The sequence below is a fragment of the Streptomyces sp. NPDC056883 genome, assembly GCF_042788835.1.
In the GTDB taxonomy this organism is placed as follows: domain Bacteria; phylum Actinomycetota; class Actinomycetes; order Streptomycetales; family Streptomycetaceae; genus Streptomyces; species Streptomyces stoeckheimensis.
Window position 1 is genome coordinate 34,181 of record NZ_JBHUBS010000003.1, and the last position, 16,289, is coordinate 50,469.

Below are 16,289 nucleotides of genomic sequence, written 5' to 3' on the forward strand. Positions count from 1 at the left end.
GCCCTACGCGACGAAGGTGCGCGGCGGCTCCGCCCCGCCGCCGCCCGCTCCGGTGGCGACCAGCCGGGCCGCGGCGGCCAGCCGGGCGGCCGCTTCCTCGGCCACCGGGCCGCCGACGGTGAACGGAAGCCTGACGTATCCCTCGAAGGCCCCGTCGACACCGAACCGGGGCCCCGAGGGGACCCGTACGCCCACCCGCTCCCCCACCTCGGCCAGCCGGGAGCCGGAGAGCCCGCCGGCGCGGGCCCACAGGGTCAGGCCGCCGAGCGGGACCCGGAACTCCCAGTCGGGCAGCTCCCGGCGGACCGCCGCCACCAGCGCGTCCCGGTTCTCCCGGGCCTGGTCGCGGCGGATCTCCACGGCCTGCTCCCAGCCTCCGGTGCGCATCAGCCAGTCCACCGCGAGCTGTTCCAGCACGGGCGTGCCCAGGTCGGCGTAGGCGCGGGCGGCCACGAGGCTGCGGATGACGTCGGGGGCCGCACGGACCCACCCGATGCGCATGCCGGCCCAGAAGGCCTTGCTGGCGGAGCCGACGGTGATGACGGTGGAGCCGGCCGGGTCGAAGGAACAGACGGGGCGGGGCATCTCCAGCGCCGGGTCGAGCTGGAGCTCGACCATGGTCTCGTCGGCGACGAGGACGGTGCCGGCCGAGCGGGCCGCGTCCACCATCGCGCGGCGCTGTTCGTCGGAGGCCAGGGCCCCGGTCGGATTGTGGAAGTCGGCGACCACGTAGGCGAGGCGGGGGGCGGAGTCGCGGAGCACCTGGCGCCAGACGTCCATGTCCCAGCCGGTCAGCCCCTCCCCCATGGCGACGGGCACGAGGCGGACGCCGGCGGCGCGCATGAGCTGGAGGATGTTGGCGTAGGACGGGGATTCGACGGCGATGCGTTCTCCGCGCCCCGCGAAGAGGCTGCAGATGGCGTCGATGGCGCCCATCGCGCCCGTGGTGACCATGATCTGCTCGGGCATGGTCGGGATGCCGCGCTCGGTGTAGCGGTCGGCGAGCATCCGGCGCAGCGCGGGCAGCCCGGCCGGGTAGTCCCCGTGGGTGTGGGCGTACGGGGGGAGTTCCTCCAGGGCGCCCTGGACGGCCTTGGTGAGCCAGGGCTCGGGGGCCGGGAGGGCGGCGCAGCCGAGGTCGATCATCGAGCCGAGGGACTCGGGGGGCAGGGGCTCCAGGCCGCGGGCCGGCATGGGGTTGCCGGCGGGCACCGAGGTCCAGCTGCCCGCGCCCCGCCGGGATTCGAGGAACCCCTCGCCGCGCAGGGCCTCGTAGGCGGCGGCGACGGTGGTGCGGCTGACGGAGAGGGCCACGGCCAGCTCCCGCTCGGCGGGGAGCCGGGCGGCGACGGGGATGCGGCCTTCGAGGACGAGCAGGCGGATGCCGTCGGCGAGCGTGCGGTACGCGGGCAGCTTGCGCCCGCCGGGCGCGGCGGCCCGGCCCTGCTGGGAGGTGATGAGCCGGCCGAGCTGTGCGGCACCGACGGCCGAGGTCCACTGCGCCATGCGTTCGGGTCCACCTTCGTCGAATTGGCTTCCACCGGACCCTGGCGGGCCGGTATTGGATTGCTTCTACCGGTCCAGAGTGCCACGGAGCGCTCCGGGGGAAATGGGGAGGCCCCCTGCGGGGTCTAGTCGGTAGCGTCCGGAGGGTGGCCATCGACCTCTTTCCCCACGGCGCCGCCGTCCCGGACGGGCTGACCCGGCGGGCCCTGTCCTTCCTCTGGATCCACTGCGTCCGGGTGCCCCCGGGGGATATTCGCTCCCATCGGGAGAGCTGGCTCGCCCACGGGGTGCCGGCGCGGGAGATCGACCGGGCGGAGGCATACTCGGCACGCTGGGGCGGCCTGGTCCTGCCACCTTCGCGCCACTTCGAGGGCGGCCCCAAGGTCCTGGATTCCGACTTTCCGGAGGGTTCGCCGGAGGAGGGGTGGTGGATCCCCGCGGGACCGGTCCGGTGCTCGGTCAATTTCGGCTTCCTGATCGGTCCGGACGGCGAGTTCGGCGTCCACGGCATCCGCTGGACCCCCCTGCACGCCACGGTCGAGGGGTGGATCGAGGCCCAGGCCCTGGACCAGCACGCCTCCCGGTGGGCGCGGAAAGTCACCCGGCTCAGCGGTGACGCGGTGGACGAGCTCGACCTCACCGGCTTCGAGCGGGTGCCCGAGGTCGCGGGGCTGGCCGACGACTGGTGGCGGGGGCCGGACTCCCTCGTTGCGGTCCTCGGGGGCGAGGCCGAGTACTACGGCGAGCCGCGCGACCGAACCGCGTACGTGTATGCGGGCCTCCCGCCGCACGCACTGCGGGACTGATCCCCCGCGGCCGTTCACCGGCCGGACACGGGGGCGGTCCCGGTCCGGTACGGGCAGGGGGCATACTGCCGCGGTGACGCACGTACGCCTACCCCACCCTTATCTCGACCACCCCGGCCCGATCCCCTTCGCGCATCGCGGCGGGGCCGCGGACGGGCTGGAGAACACCGCCGCCGCCTTCCGGGCGGCGGCCGCCGCGGGCTACCGGTACTTCGAGACCGATGTGCACGCCAGCGCCGACGGGAAACTGGTCGCCTTCCACGACGCCACCCTGGACCGGGTCACCGACGGGCAGGGGCGCATCCGCGAGCTGCCGTGGAGCCGGCTCCGCGAGGTCCGGGCGGGCGGCAGCGAGCCCCTCGCGCTCTTCGAGGACCTGCTGGAGGAGTTCCCCGACGCGCGGTGGAACGTGGACATCAAGGACGAGTCCGCCGTGCACCCGCTGGTCGGCCTGATCGCGCGGGCCGGGGTCTGGGACCGGGTGTGCGTGGGCTCCTTCTCCGAGCGCCGGGTCGCCCGGGCCCAGAAGATCGCCGGCCCGCGGCTGGCGACCTCGTACGGGATGGCGGGGGTGGTCGGGCTGCGGCTGCGGTCGTACGCGATCCCGGCCGCGCTGCGCGCGGGCGCGGTGGCGGCGCAGGTGCCGGAGACCCAGGCGGGCATCCGCGTGGTGGACCGCAGGTTCGTGCGGACGGCCCACGAGCGGGGGCTCCAGGTGCACGTGTGGACCGTGAACGAACCGGAACGTATGGAGGCTCTCCTGGACCTGGGAGTCGATGGCATCATGACCGACCGGATCGACATCTTGCGCACGGTGCTGGACCGACGCGGAGCCTGGGCCTGACCGGCCCTTTCGGCTGCGCGCCCGGTGGAAGCGGCCGCAGCGGTACGGGGACCAGCGAGGGGGCACCAATGAGTGCGCAGACGACGGAAGACGCAGAACCGGGGGCCGAGGACGGCAGAGCCGCCGCCACGGCCGCGCGCAAGCGCGAGCAGCGTGGCTGGTACTTCTACGACTTCGCGGTGTCCGTCTACTCGGCGAGCGTGCTCACCGTGTTCCTCGGGCCGTACCTCACCTCGATCGCCAAGGCCGCGGCGGACGCCGAGGGCTTCGTGCATCCGCTGGGGATCCCGGTGCGGGCCGGTTCCTTCTTCGCCTACACGGTGTCCGCCTCGGTGATCCTGGCCGTGCTGCTCATGCCGCTGGCGGGGGCGGTCGCCGACCGGACCGGCCGCAAGAAGCCGCTGCTGGCCGTGGCCGCGTACACGGGGGCCGCGGCGACGGCCGGCATGTTCTTCCTGGCCGGCGAGCGCTACCTGCTGGGCGGGCTGCTCCTGATCGTCGCGAACGCCTCGCTGTCGGTCTCGATGGTGCTGTACAACGCCTATCTGCCGCAGATCTCGACGCCGGACGAGCGGGACACGGTCTCCTCGCGCGGCTGGGCCTTCGGATACACCTCGGGCTCGCTGATGCTCGTGATGAACCTGGCGCTGTACATGGGCCACGACTCCTTCGGTCTCACCGAAGGCATGGCGATCCGCATCTGCCTGGCCTCCGCGGGCCTGTGGTGGGGGGCCTTCGCGCTGATCCCGCTGCGCCGGCTGCGGGACCGCGCCGTGGTCCGGGAGCCGGGCGCGGCCCCGGCGGTCAGCGGCTGGAAGCAGCTCGTCGCCACACTGAAGGACATGCGGCGCTACCCGCTGACCCTGTCGTTCCTGCTGGCGTACCTGATCTACAACGACGGCGTGCAGACGGTGATCTCCCAGGCCTCGATCTACGGGTCGGAGGAGCTGAAGCTGGAGCAGTCCACCCTCATCGGGGCGATCCTGCTCGTCCAGGTCCTCGCGGTGGCCGGTGCGCTGGGGATGGGCCGGCTGGCCCTCCGGTACGGCGCCAAGCGGACGATCCTCGGCTCGCTGGCGGCCTGGGGCCTGACGCTGGCCGCCGGATACTTCCTGCCGGCCCGGACCCCGGTGTGGTTCTTCGCACTCGCCGCGATGATCGGACTGGTGCTCGGCGGCAGTCAGGCGCTGTCGCGCTCGCTGTTCTCGCACCTGGTTCCGGCAGGCAAGGAGGCCGAGTACTTCTCGGCGTACGAGATGAGCGACCGGGGGCTGAGCTGGGTGGGCCCGCTGGTTTTCGGGCTCACTTACCAGGTCACGGGCAGCTACCGGGACGCGATCATCTCGTTGGTGGTCTTCTTCGCACTGGGTTTCGTGCTGCTCGCCCGAGTGCCGGTGCGGCGCGCGGTGGAGGCGGCGGGGAATCCTGTACCCGAGCGGATCTGACCGGGGATCCGACGCAACCGACGGATCCGAGGGGTCACAGCCGCGCGAATTCGGAACGAATTTCGACGTTCAAGCTAAGGGCCGGTAGTGTACGCCTTTGGCCTGCCAGGCGGACCGTTACTGCGTGCTTATGAAGTGAAGACGTTGGGTGACATCTGCTGCCAGATGTGACAAAACGGGCACTGGTGGGTACAACAAGGGGCGGTACGACGGGCGACGCATGACCCGGAGCGGGAATCTATACCGCCGACCGGACGTTGACCGGATGACGACGACAGCGACACCTGTCCTGTGGGCGACAAGCCCGGGAGGCACGATTCATGAGTGAGCGAGCTCTCCGCGGTACGCGGCTCGTGGTTACCAGCTACGAGACGGACCGCGGCATCGATCTGGCCCCGCGCCAGGCGGTGGAGTACGCATGCCAGAACGGACATCGATTTGAGATGCCGTTCTCGGTTGAGGCAGAAATTCCGCCGGAGTGGGAGTGCAAGGCGTGTGGCGCCATGGCACTCCTGGTTGACGGGGATGGGCCCGAAGAGAAGAAGGGCAAGCCTGCGCGAACGCACTGGGACATGCTCATGGAGCGGCGCACCCGCGAGGAGCTGGAGGAAGTGCTGGCCGAGAGGCTCGCGGTCCTTCGTTCCGGCGCCATGAACATTGCCGTGCATCCGCGCGACAGCCGTAAGTCCGCCTGACAGCCGGACGCCACACAGCGGCAAGCAGCACCCGCAGCACCGTAAGACAGCACGAAGCCGAGGGGCCCCACCACACACTGTGTGGTGGGGCCCCTCGGCTTTGTCGTGTGCGCCGTGCGACGCCGTGCGGCTTCGCCGTGTGCGCCGTGCCGGTCCCTCAGGGGGTCAGCGGCGGCCGGTAGCCGTTGTCGGGCCGCTGCGGGCCGTCCTCGCGGATGACCTCGCCGTGGATGACCTCGCCCGGGACGATCTTGCCGTCCGGGTAGTGGATCCGGGCCTGCTGGAAGGCGTCGCCGAAGGTACCGGCCGGCGCGGAGGCCATCTTCCGCTCCAGGGAGCGGGCGGCCCGGCGGCCGATCAGGGCGCGGACGGGCGGGAGCAGGAGCAGCAGGCCGGCCGCGTCCGAGATCAGGCCGGGCATCATCAGGAGCAGACCGGCCAGCATGGTCAGGCCGTTGCCCGTGCCGGGCTTGCCGGGCTGCGGCGGGGTCGGCTGACGGCCCTCCTGGGCCTGCTGGAAGGTGTCCGTCAGGTTCTTGAAGGCACGTCGTCCGGCCCGCTTGATGACCACCGCACCCAGCACCAGTCCGCCCGCGAGCAGCAGGGCGACACCACCGCCGCCGATCAGTCCGGCGACCTGGCCGAGCAGCCAGATCTCCAGGATCAGCCAGGCCGCGATGGCCAGGGGAAGGTACGTACGGGCGGGCGAACGCCGCCGGGGGGCCGTAGAGGTCGGAACTCCGGTCGTCATACCCCCAGTGTGCCTGGGCCGGGGTAAAGACGTCCTCAGCCGGAGGTACCGGACATCCCCTAGGGGTGCCGGACCGCCCGGCGCGGGCTCGCGTCCCCGGCCCCGGCGCGGGCTACTTGTTCCGGGGATTGCCCGTCAGCTTGTCCGAGAGCTTGCCGGCGTGCTCCTTGAGACCCCACTGGGTGACCCTCCAGAGGGCCTCCACCACGATGTCCTTGCTCATCTTGCTGTCGCCGAACTCGCGCTCGACGAAGGTGATGGGCACCTCGACCACGCGGAAGCCCTTCTGCACCGCGCGGCGGGCCAGGTCGACCTGGAAGCAGTACCCGGCGGAGGCCACGTCGGCCAGGCCCAGCCCTTCGAGGGTCTCGCGCCGGAAGGCCCGGTAGCCGCCGGTGACGTCGCGGATCGGGACGCCCAGCATCAGCCGGGAGTAGGTGGACCCGCCCCGGGAGAGGAACTCGCGGCTCTTGGGCCAGTTGACGACCCGGCCGCCCGGCACCCAGCGGGAGCCCAGCACCAGGTCGGCACCCTCCAGGGCGGTGAGCAGCCTGGGCAGCTCCTCGGGCTGGTGGGAGCCATCCGCGTCCATCTCGATGATGACGCCGTAGCCGTTCTCCAGGCCCCACCCGAAGCCGGCCAGGTAGGCGGCCCCGAGGCCTTCCTTGCCCTTGCGGTGCAGGACGTGGACCTGGTCGTCCGCGGCCGCCAGCTCGTCGGCGAGCTTTCCGGTGCCGTCCGGGCTGTTGTCGTCGGCGACCAGGACGTGGGCCCCGGGTGCAGCCGCGCGGACGCGGCCGACGATCAGCCCGATGTTCTCCGCCTCGTTGTAGGTCGGAATGATCACCAAGGCCGTGCCGAGCGGTCCGTAGCTTCGCTGTCCGCCGTCGCTCACTGATTCCCCTTTTGCGTTCTCGTACATCCTGTACGTCGTGTCGCAGAGGATGATTTTAGAACAGCGATCGGGGCCCGCGGTCCTTCGGGCCGGACCGGCTCCCGCTGGCTGCGGGCCGCCTGACCGTTGTCTACTGGACCGCAGGGCCCCGATCTGAGGCCACCGCCCCCAAGTCTCCTGCGGAGCAGGGGGGACACCCTTGCGGCGAAACCTTCCCTCGCCCCCGAGGCGCGGGCGCGGCTGAGCGATCGGCTCCGTCCGGTTCGGACGTCCGGTGGTGGACCCGGCCGAACCTATCCGGGTCCGGCCGCCCTCACCGAACCACGGCCACCCGGATCACCCCTGTGGCCGTACGAATACCTCCCGGCCGCCGACCACGGTGGCGAGGCAGACCGGCAGCTCGCCGCCGGGGGTCAGGTCCGGCAGTCCGGGGGTACCGGAACGGGGGTCCGTGGACCAGCGGGCGACCCGGTCGTCCGGGGCCTGGACCACCAGTTCGGCGGTGTCCCAGACCGCGTAGTCGGCCGGGGCGCCGGGGACGAGGATGCCCGCGTCGTCGCGGCCCAGGGCCCGCCAGCCGCCGCGGGTGTGGGCGGCGAAGGCCGCCCGTGCGGAGATGCGGTGGGCGGGGGTGTGGTGGAAGGCGGCCGCGCGGACGGTGCCCCAGGGGTCGAGGGGGGTGACCGGGGCGTCGGAGCCGAAGGCGAGGGGGACGCCGGCCTTGAGCATGGCCGCGTAGGGGTTGAGGGTGCGGGCGCGCTCGGCGCCGAGCCGGTCGGCGTACATGCCCTCCTCGCCGCCCCACAGCGCGTCGAAGGCGGGCTGCACGGAGGCCGTGAGGCCGAGTTCCGCGAAGGCGGCGATGGTGGCCGGGGTCATCATCTCGGCGTGCTCGACGCGGTGCCGGGCCGCACGGACCCGGTCCAGTCCGACCTTGTCGGCGGCGGCCCGGACCCCGGTGACCACGGCGGTGATCGCGGCGTCGCCGATGGCGTGGAAGCCCGCCTGGAGGCCCGCCTCGGTGCAGGCGACCACGTGGTCGGCGACGGCCCGCGCGTCGAGGTAGTCGGTGCCGGTGTGGTCCGCGTCGGCGTACGGGGCGTGCAGGCAGGCGGTGTGCGAGCCGAGGGCTCCGTCGACGAAGAGGTCGCCGGCCGCCCCGACGGCGCCGAGTTCCTTGACCCGGGCGAGGTCCCGGTCGGCCCAGTAGCCGAAGACCCGCGGGCCGGGGTGGGTCTGCGCCAGCTCCAGGAGGCCGCTGAAGTCCTCCGGGGAGGAGATCTCCGGGCCGCCGCACTCGTGGACGGAGCCGATCCCGAGGGAAGCCGCACGGTCGAGGGCGGCCCGCTGTGCCTCGGCGCGCTGGGCCGCGGTGAGGGCGCCGAGCGCGGCGCGGCGTACGGCGTGGTGGGCGTCGCGGGTCAGCGGCTCGTCGGCGTCCGCGCGCACCTCGGGCACGAGCCGGAGCAGGGCCGTGGTCACCACGGCGGAGTGTGCGTCGATGCGGCTGAGGTAGAGCGGGCGGCCGCCGGTGGCCTCGTCGAGCTCCTGCCTGCGGGGGGCGCGGCGTTCGGGCCACCGGGCGGCGTCCCAGCCGTGCCCGAGCAGCACCCGGTCGGCGGGGCGGGCGTCCGCGTACGCGCGCACGCGGAGGAGGGCTTCGGAGAGGGAGGCGGCCGTGGACAGGTCCAGGCCGGTCAGGGCGAGGCCCGCGGAGGTGGTGTGCACGTGGGCGTCGGTGAAGGCGGGGGTGACGAGCGCCCCTCCGAGGTCGACGACCTCGTCCACGCCCTGCGCGAAGGCGTCGGCGGCACCCTCGGAGCCGACCCAGGCGATGTGGCCGCGCTCGACGACCATCGCGGTGGCGAAGGGGTCGGCGGGGCTGTGGACCTCTCCGCCGCGGAGGAGGACGGTACGGGGGCCTCCGGCGGTGGGGGCGGAGTCGGCGGTGCGGGGGCCTCCGGCGGCGTTGGCGGAGTCGGCGGTGCGGTCTGTCATGCCGACAGTCTGGCGGGTGCGCTGCGCGCCGCGGACCACGGCCCCTTCGGGAGGGAGTCCCCTACCCGCCCTTCGCCCGTTCCCCGGGGCTGCGCCCCGGACCCGTTGCCGGGTGCGGCGCCGTTCCCGGGGGCCGGCCCCCGGACCCCCGCTCCTCAAACGCCGGAGGGGCTGGGTTTGGCCGGAGGGGCTGGGTTTGGCCGGAGGGTTACACGCGGGGCGGGCGGGCCTCGTACGGGGTGGAGAGGACCACCGTCGTGCGGGTGGAGACGTGAGCCAGGGCGCGGAGGCGGCCCAGGAGGTCTTCCAGTTCCAGCGGGGTGGCCACGCGGACCTTGAGGATGTAGTTCTCGTCGCCCGCGACGCTGTGGCAGGCCTCGATCTCGGGAACGCCGGCCAGCCGCTCCGCGATGTCGTCCGGCGCGCTCGGATCGAAGGGCTTGACCGAGATGAAGGCCGTCAGGGGAAGACCGACGGCCTCGGGGTCGACGACCGCCGCGTAACCGCGGATGACCCCGCGCTGCTCCAGGCGGCGTACTCGCTGATGGACCGCCGACGTGGACAGTCCGGTGGCCTTGCCCAGGTCCGTGTAGCTCATCCGCCCGTCCCGCACGAGCAGATCCACGATCTGGCGGTCCAGCTCCTCCATTGCGCTCATAGCCGCACAACTTACGGCCCCGAACCGTTTAGGCCCACCCGTGTCCACGGATTGAGGTGGCACCTGCGGCAGGCATGTGACCAAAGCCACAGGGGTATGCGGGCGTACGGCGGCCGGATGTGGTTACTCGTGCCGCGCGACGGGAAGTGCTTGGGGTGGCCGTGGCCGAAGAACCTGCCCGCCCGGCCCACCCAAGGGGGAGTACATCCATGCTGAACACCAAGCGCGCCGGTCGCATCGAACCGGAGCCCCTGGAAATCGTCGAGAGCGGTTACGCCGACGACGACGAGTACCTCGAATACGACGCCGAGGGATTCGAGATCCACCACGCGACCTGCCCCGACTGCGGCCAGTCGATCGCCCTCGTCGCGGACGAGGAGTTCCTGCCGGAGCACGCCCTCTGCCTGACCCCGTGGAACCCCTTCGGGCTCACGGTGTGCGCGGGCACCGGGCGGCCCGCCTCCGACGCGCTGCCCACCCTCGGCTTCGGCGACGACGGGGCCCCGGAGCTGGAGCCCGTCGTCCACCTGGCGCTTCCGCAGGGTCTGGACTGGCGGACCCAGCCCTTCTCGCACGTCGGCGGCCCCGGCTCGCGTCCCGTGCGGATGCCGGCGCCCGCGGTGATGCCGCAGATGCGCCAGCACGCGCAGGCCGCCTGAGCCCGGGCCGAGCGGCCTCCCGGTCGCCTACCAGTACGTTCCCTGCACCATGGCGGTGAGACTGGCATGGTGCAGGATCAGGCTGTCGGGATCCGCCGGGACCTCGACCTCGCCGAAGTGCGCCTGCCGGTAGGCGATGCGCAGCATCACGATCCCGTGCCGCAGGGCGGCGTAGAGCGTGTGGAACTCCATGTCCCGCGGTGTGTGCCCGGTGAGTTCGGCGTACCGGCGTTCGATGTCCTCGCGGCGCAGGAAGCCCGGCAGGCCCGGCTGGCCGAAACTGACCGTCAGGTCCTGGAAGAAGCAGTGCAGGTAGACGGTCCAGCCCAGGTCCACCTCGCGCGGGGCGCAGGCCGCCATCTCCCAGTCGAGGACGGCCACCGGTTCGAAGCCGTCCTTCTCGTAGATGACGTTGCCGATGCGCGCGTCGCCCCAGTTGAGGACGGCCGGGCCGCCCTCGTCCGCGGGCCAGAGCTCTTCGAGCCGGGCGAACGCCCGCTCCAGCAGCGGTGACCGGGACTTCCCCTCCACCACCCAGTCGTAGTAGGCGCGTTGGGCTTCCACGTGGCGGCGCAGCGGGCTCCCGTCTCCCTCCGGGAGGAGGAACCGCGCCTCCTCGGGCGGGAACTGGTCGTGCAGCCGGGCGAGCAGCGCGATGCTCGCCTCCTGCAGTACGGCGCGCTGTGCGTCGGTCGCTGCGTGCAGCCAGTTGCCCTCGTAGGTGTAGGGCATCACGTCGGGCGGTACGCGCCCTTCGGCGCGGGCCATCACGAAGAACGGCGCCCCGAGCGGGCCGGGGTCCTCTTCCAGCCACTGCACGCGCGGGACCGGCAGATCGGTGTGGGCGGCGACCAGGCTCATGACCCGGTGCTGGCGGGGCATGTCGTAGGTGGGGAACACGGTGTAGGCGGCCGGGTCGGCGGCGAGGCGCAGCGCGCAGGCGTGGATCGGGGCGTCGGGGTGCTCTATGTCGAAGAGCAGGGTCTCGCTGGACATGCCGTTGGAACCGGGGACGGAGATGTTGGTGACCTTCGCGCCGGGAAGCTCGGTGTCGAGCCAGGCGGCGAGGCGCCGGCCCAGCTCCTCGGGTTCGCGGGTGGAGGTACGGGGGCGCGGTGCCGGTCCTGCCATGGGAAACCCCTTCTCTGGCTTGGCTGTTGAGGCGTGAGGCGTGAGGCTGGTGGTGGTGCCGGCCCTCCCGTCCGGGAGGGCCGGGCTACGGGGCCACCGAGCCGTAGTCGGCGAAGCCGCTGGGGTCGTGGCGGCCGAAGCTGCCGTGCTCGAAGATGCCGTAGCCGGTGCGGCCTTCGAGGGTGAAGCGGGCCGAGTGGTCGGTGACCCCGAAGGCGGCCATGGGGTGGGCCGCGGGGTCGGAGAGGTCGTAGGTGCGGCGGTCGGTCCAGCCGCGGCCCTGCCAGGTGCCGTGCTGCCAGTCGGAGGAGGGCGGGTAGCCGGCCCCGACGGCGAGCGGGGAGGAGGCCAGGATCTCCACGCCGAGTTCCAGGGGTTTGCGGCCGGCCGGGTCGGTGAGGTGGACGACGGCGCTCTCGGGGTGGCGGCCGCCCGGGCGGTAGCGGATGTCGGTGTGCGGCCAGCCGAGTTGTACGTCGTGGCGGCCACTGCCTTCGGGGAAGACCTGGACGGCTTCGCTGAGGGCCCGGTGGCCGTCGGCGTCCTCCTGGGTGATGACCATCAGGAAGCGGTCCTCGAACCGGACGGGGATCCAGAGCCAGTGGAAGCCCTCGGGCCGGTGCTCCTCGGCCGCCCGGCCGCCCTCCTCGCCGGGGATCGGGCGCACCCCCCAGCTCCGGTCGCGGGTGCCGGTCCAGTCGGCGTCGAGGGTGAACTCCTCGCCCTTGGCGCGGATGGTGCCGGTGACTCCGCCCGCCTGGACGAAGCGGCGGCCTTCGAGGATGAGGCGGTCGCCCCGGCGCTGGGTGTGGTGCGGCTCCCAGACGGCGGGGAACTCGGCGGTCCAGGTGATGTCGTACGAGAGTCCGTCGGGGTCATCGGGGTCTGCGGCGCAGGTGAGGGTGATCCGCCGGAGGGGTTCGTCGACGGTGATGCGGAGCGGGCCGACGGAGAGGTTCATCCGGTCGTCGGTGAGGGCGTCGGAGGCGCGGACCGCGAGCAGTTCGTCGCCGACGCGGAGGGTGGCGTAGGCGTCGATGACACCGGCGTTGGGGTAGACGCCGAGGCCGAGGATCAGGACGGCGCGGCCTGCGTGGTCGAAGACGTGGAAGATGCAGCGGTCGTAGGCGTTGCGGTCGCCGGTGACGAGGTGCTTCATCGACAACGGGGCCTGGTGGATGGGGTATTCGTCGAGCGGTACGGGCCGGTCGGCGGGCATGGCGAACCTCCGGGGACGGGTGCGAGGGATGACACCTGGGCGGAAATGACGGTACGTCAGATTGCCGGGTGGGGAACAGGGTTGTGGCACAGACTGGCAGGGAGACACACCGTGCGGGGGCCCGGTTGGGGCGGGCCTTCGACGGGGTGGCCGGGGGGCCGGGGCGGGGCGGGGTCACCGGGAGGGCCCGGGGTTGACCCCCCGGCGGGCCGGCTGCGCCCGCCCGGGGGGGCTTCCCCGGGCGGGATGCCCGGAGCGCTGCTCGGTCGGCACCGGCTCCGCTTGCGCGCCGGGGTGGGCACCCGGCGGCCCGGCTGCGCCCGCCGGTGGCGCTCCCTGCCGGGACGCCCTGAGCCCGGCTCCGTTGGCACCGGCTCCGCTTGCGCGCCGGGGTGGGCACCCGGCGGCACGGCCGTACCCGCCGGTGGCGCTCCCTGCCGGGACGCCCTGAGCCCGGCTCCGTTGGCACCGGCTCCGTGCGCGCCGGGGTGGGCACCCGGCGGCACGGCCGTACCCGCCGGTGGCGCTCCCTGGCGGGACGCCCTGAGCGCTGCTCGGTGGGCACCGGATCCGTGCCCGGTCATGGGGGGGCGCGCCGTGTCGGCGGGAGGGGGCCGGGTGGGGCCCTGCGGGGCTGTCCCCTACCCGCCCTTCCACCGTTCCCCGGGCTCCGCCCGGACCCGTTCCCGCGTGCGGCGCCGTACCTGGGGGCCCACCCGGACCCGCTCCCCCGCACCGCGCCATACCCGGGGCCCACCCGGACCCGTTCACGCGTGCGGCGCCGTACCTGGGGGCCCGCCCGGACCCGCTCCCCTGTGCCGCGCCATACCCGGGGCCCACCCGGACCCGCTCCCCCATGCCGCGCCATACCTGGGGGCCCACCCGGACCCGCTCCCCCGCACCGCGCCATACCCGGGGCCCACCCGGACCCGCTCCCCCATGCCGCGCCATACCTGGGGGCCCACCCGGACCCGTTCCCGCGTGCGGCGCCGCACCTGGGGGCCCGCCCGGGCCCGCTCCCCTGTGCCGCGCCGCACTCGGGGCCCGCCCGGACCCGCTCCCCTGTGCCGCGCCGCGGCCGGGGCCCACCCGGACCCGCTCCCCCATGCCGCGCCGCGCTCGGGGGCCCGACCGGACCCGTTCCATCGCGCCGCGCCACACCCGGGGGCCCGCCCCCGGAGCTGCGCTCCTCGAACGCCGGAGGGGGTGATTTGGGCTGGTTCGGCTCGCAGGGCGTGTCGTATGTGGTTCGCATCGCCGAGGGCGGCGCCCGGTCGGTGGGGACAGGTCGAACGGATGGGCGGGGTTACCCGTGGGTCCGGTGGCGCGTTGGCCCGGTATGACCACGATGGAGACTTCCACGCCGAGGGTGGGCCGCCGGCGGCGGGCGCCTGCCGCAGGGCACGAAGAATCGGTTCGGCAGACCCCCGACCCGCCCATCTACCGCGCGCTGCTCACCCGCTGGGAGGAGGACGGGCGGACCGTGCCGGGGCGGCGCGATCCGGAGTGGTCCCGGATCGCCTCCTCCCCGATCTGGCCGACCGGCCCCCTCTTCGGCGGCTGAACGCTGACAACGCGAGCGTCCCGCCGCCGGCCGCCCGACGCCGGAAACCGCACCGGGCACGTAGCTCGCCCGACGTGCGCATCCTCGACGGCTTGGAGCGACCGGCAAGAGGTGTCGGCAAGGTGGCCCGTGCTGGCGTCTTGGCTGCCGTCTTGGCTGCTCGAGACCCTCGGGGACCAGTTCGCCGAACTCCTTCACACACGGCCGGAGTTCGCCACCGCCGCAGAATCCCCGACCGGATATGGGTTGCGAGCGCCCGTCCAGTCCCGGTTCCGGATGCTCCGGCCACACCATCCACTCAAAGAGTGGGCCGCGCAGGGCACTTCCGAGGCCGTCCACACCCTGGAGCCGGCCGAGATGTCCGTCGACGGCTGCATCACCAAGGCCCCGTGCGGCGGCGAGTGCGCAGGCCGGTCCCCGGTCGACCGCGGGAAGCAGGGTCTGAAGCGCTCGCTCGCCTCCCAGAGGAACGGCGCGGTCGTCGAGTTCCGCCTCCACCTCGCCGCGGCTCTCGTCAGGCTCCGCGTGCTCATCCGCCGCTCGACGAGCGCTACCGCCGGGACGGCCGCCCCACCACCCCGCGCCTCGAGTGATCCATCTGCCGGTCGGTCTTAATCGAGTGCGAGGGTCCCGATCCGGGTGATAGAAGGTCCGCGTGACTGATCATCTTCCCTTCCCCACCTTGCTGCGGATGATTGACGAGCGTTCCGCCGCGTTCCGAGCCGCCGTCGCCGCGGCCACCAGCCTCGACGCCGACGTCCCGTCCTGCCCGGGCTGGACGCTGTACGACCTGGCGAACCACCTGAGTGAGGGGGACCGTTTCTGGGCCTACATCGTGCTGAACACCGCGCCGGGCGGCGAGCGGCCGAGCAAGGACGGTCTGGCGGCGCCCAGGGAGCGCGAGGCCCTCATAACCTGGCTGGCCGACTCGACGGAGCAGCTGCTCACCGCTCTGCGCGAGGCCGGCCCGGACCGGGGCTGCTGGGCCTGGTGGGAGCCGCTGGCCTCACCGCACACGGTGGCCGCCGCGGCCCGCCGCCGCGTCGCGGAATCGCTGATCCACACCTACGACGCCCAGCTGGCCTCCGGCACCCCGCAGGAGCTGCCGGCGACCGAGGCGGTCGACGCCATCGAGGAGTTCCTCGCCACCGTCTGCACCGGCACGGTCCCGTGGCCGGGTGAGCCCGCCACCATGGACTACCACGCAGCCGAGGCCGGCTCCTGGCGCCAGACGGTGGACGCCGCCGGTTCCCGCTTCACCCGCCTCACTGCCGCGGAGGCCGCCGAGAACAAGCCCACCGCCGCCATCTACGGCACGTCGAGCGAGATGGCCCTGCTCATGTACATGCGCATCCCGGCCGGCTCGCTGCGGATCGAGGGCGACGCCGACCTGCTCCAGCAGCTGCAGGACTGGGGCTGAGCCCGACCGGCAGACGGATCACTTGAGGCGTCGGGTGGTGGGGCGGCCGTCCCAGCGGTAGCCCCACCCGCCATGTGCCGGTCGGCCTAAGCCGCGGACCCATCCACGTTCCATTCCTGCGGCAGGTCCCCGTCGCAGAAGACGCAGACGAAGTCCTCCTCCCGCACGATGTTCAGCTGACTGCAGGAGGGGCAGCGCCGGAACACCACCTCGTGGGTGAAGGCGGGAGGGTGCGCGATGCCGGCTGCGTCCAGAGCCTTCGCGACGGCCGACCACGAGCTGATGTCCGGGCAGTATCCGGTCGACTGGTTGCTCGATTCGGCGACCACCCACTGCCCGGACTCTTCGCGGAAGCTCATCTCCCCGGCGCCCAGAACAGGGCCGCCGCCGGCACACACCACGTGCTCGCTCCGGCGCGGGGCGAGCCGCAGCACGCCCGCCGAGTCGATGACGAACGTGAAGGGCTCGGCCGACTCCACCTTTGCCAGAGCCGAAGCCCAGTCTTCGAGGTCGGCCGCCGAGTGGATGCGTCGGCCCTCGGCCTCAGGTCGGACGAGGGGCAGCAGGTCAGGCGGCCCCACGTACCGATAGCTCCGTGCCGGCAAGCTCACGTCGGCCAACCTAGCGTCCGCCCGCGGCCGGGGCTTGGGGAACGGTTTCTCGGGGCTTGGTCGCCGGCTTGGTCCCCGGCGCCGGGG

Annotated in this window: 15 protein-coding genes and 1 pseudogene; 8 read left to right on the forward strand and 8 right to left on the reverse strand. The window is 73.1% G+C overall.

Translation table 11 applies throughout. The features are described 5' to 3' along the window. Positions 1–3: 3 nt before the first annotated feature. Complete coding sequence (locus tag ACFRU2_RS09180) at positions 4–1,506, reverse strand: PLP-dependent aminotransferase family protein (protein ID WP_274547833.1); 1,503 nt, start codon at positions 1,504–1,506, stop codon at positions 4–6. A 146-nt stretch (positions 1,507–1,652) separates the two neighbouring features. On the opposite strand from ACFRU2_RS09180, the gene ACFRU2_RS09185 reads away from it, so the two are divergent. The 4 genes from ACFRU2_RS09185 (at position 1,653) to ACFRU2_RS09200 (ending at position 5,296) form a co-directional block, all read left to right on the forward strand. Beyond that, positions 1,653–2,312: a hypothetical protein gene (locus ACFRU2_RS09185; RefSeq protein ID WP_382969714.1), complete on the forward strand. Its 660-nt coding sequence runs from the start codon at positions 1,653–1,655 to the stop codon at positions 2,310–2,312. A gap of 73 nt (positions 2,313–2,385) precedes the next feature. Then, complete coding sequence (locus tag ACFRU2_RS09190) at positions 2,386–3,156, forward strand: glycerophosphodiester phosphodiesterase (RefSeq protein WP_382969717.1); 771 nt, start codon at positions 2,386–2,388, stop codon at positions 3,154–3,156. 68 nt (positions 3,157–3,224) lie between these two features. Next, positions 3,225–4,601, forward strand: a complete 1,377-nt coding sequence (locus ACFRU2_RS09195; RefSeq protein ID WP_382969719.1) for an MFS transporter — start codon at positions 3,225–3,227, stop codon at positions 4,599–4,601. A gap of 320 nt (positions 4,602–4,921) precedes the next feature. Further along, positions 4,922–5,296, forward strand: a complete 375-nt coding sequence (locus tag ACFRU2_RS09200; protein ID WP_007262928.1) for an RNA polymerase-binding protein RbpA — start codon at positions 4,922–4,924, stop codon at positions 5,294–5,296. Positions 5,297–5,453: 157 nt separating this feature from the next. Here ACFRU2_RS09200 and fxsA read toward each other — a convergent pair whose 3' ends face one another. From fxsA to ACFRU2_RS09220, 4 genes are all read right to left on the reverse strand, one after another. Further along, a complete protein-coding gene (gene fxsA / locus ACFRU2_RS09205) occupies positions 5,454–6,047 on the reverse strand; it encodes an FxsA family membrane protein (RefSeq protein WP_382969722.1) in 594 nt (197 codons plus the stop codon). 112 nt (positions 6,048–6,159) lie between these two features. Then, positions 6,160–6,942, reverse strand: a complete 783-nt coding sequence (locus tag ACFRU2_RS09210; RefSeq protein ID WP_382969725.1) for a polyprenol monophosphomannose synthase — start codon at positions 6,940–6,942, stop codon at positions 6,160–6,162. A 336-nt stretch (positions 6,943–7,278) separates the two neighbouring features. Beyond that, positions 7,279–8,940 (reverse strand): amidohydrolase, encoded by a 1,662-nt coding sequence (locus tag ACFRU2_RS09215; protein WP_382969727.1) that lies wholly within the window; start codon positions 8,938–8,940, stop codon positions 7,279–7,281. Between the two features lie 208 nt (positions 8,941–9,148). Beyond that, complete coding sequence (locus ACFRU2_RS09220) at positions 9,149–9,589, reverse strand: Lrp/AsnC family transcriptional regulator (RefSeq protein WP_030240692.1); 441 nt, start codon at positions 9,587–9,589, stop codon at positions 9,149–9,151. Positions 9,590–9,807: 218 nt separating this feature from the next. Here ACFRU2_RS09220 and ACFRU2_RS09225 point away from each other — a divergent pair, with 218 nt between their 5' ends. Continuing rightward, on the forward strand, positions 9,808–10,257 hold the full coding sequence (locus ACFRU2_RS09225; RefSeq protein WP_382969730.1) for a hypothetical protein: 450 nt from the start codon (positions 9,808–9,810) through the stop codon (positions 10,255–10,257). Between the two features lie 27 nt (positions 10,258–10,284). Here the strand turns inward: ACFRU2_RS09225 and ACFRU2_RS09230 are convergent, their stop codons facing one another. Both ACFRU2_RS09230 and ACFRU2_RS09235 read right to left on the reverse strand, forming a co-directional pair. Further along, positions 10,285–11,388 (reverse strand): phosphotransferase family protein, encoded by a 1,104-nt coding sequence (locus ACFRU2_RS09230; protein WP_382969733.1) that lies wholly within the window; start codon positions 11,386–11,388, stop codon positions 10,285–10,287. A gap of 85 nt (positions 11,389–11,473) precedes the next feature. Then, positions 11,474–12,607: a hypothetical protein gene (locus ACFRU2_RS09235; RefSeq protein ID WP_382969736.1), complete on the reverse strand. Its 1,134-nt coding sequence runs from the start codon at positions 12,605–12,607 to the stop codon at positions 11,474–11,476. 1,348 nt (positions 12,608–13,955) lie between these two features. On the opposite strand from ACFRU2_RS09235, the gene ACFRU2_RS09240 reads away from it, so the two are divergent. The 3 genes and pseudogenes from ACFRU2_RS09240 (at position 13,956) to ACFRU2_RS09250 (ending at position 15,591) form a co-directional block, all read left to right on the forward strand. Continuing rightward, complete coding sequence (locus tag ACFRU2_RS09240; RefSeq protein WP_382969738.1) at positions 13,956–14,171, forward strand: hypothetical protein; 216 nt, start codon at positions 13,956–13,958, stop codon at positions 14,169–14,171. Positions 14,172–14,537: 366 nt separating this feature from the next. Beyond that, positions 14,538–14,624 (forward strand): annotated as a pseudogene (locus tag ACFRU2_RS09245) (IS5/IS1182 family transposase); the annotation flags it as partial. Positions 14,625–14,826: 202 nt separating this feature from the next. Beyond that, the gene (locus ACFRU2_RS09250) at positions 14,827–15,591 is read left to right on the forward strand and encodes a maleylpyruvate isomerase family mycothiol-dependent enzyme (protein ID WP_382969741.1); all 765 of its coding nucleotides are present in this window, start codon (positions 14,827–14,829) and stop codon (positions 15,589–15,591) included. An 86-nt stretch (positions 15,592–15,677) separates the two neighbouring features. Here ACFRU2_RS09250 and ACFRU2_RS09255 read toward each other — a convergent pair whose 3' ends face one another. Next, positions 15,678–16,202 carry a hypothetical protein gene (locus ACFRU2_RS09255; RefSeq protein WP_382969744.1) on the reverse strand — a complete coding sequence of 175 codons (525 nt, stop codon included), beginning with the start codon at positions 16,200–16,202 and terminating at the stop codon, positions 15,678–15,680. Positions 16,203–16,289 lie beyond the last annotated feature (87 nt).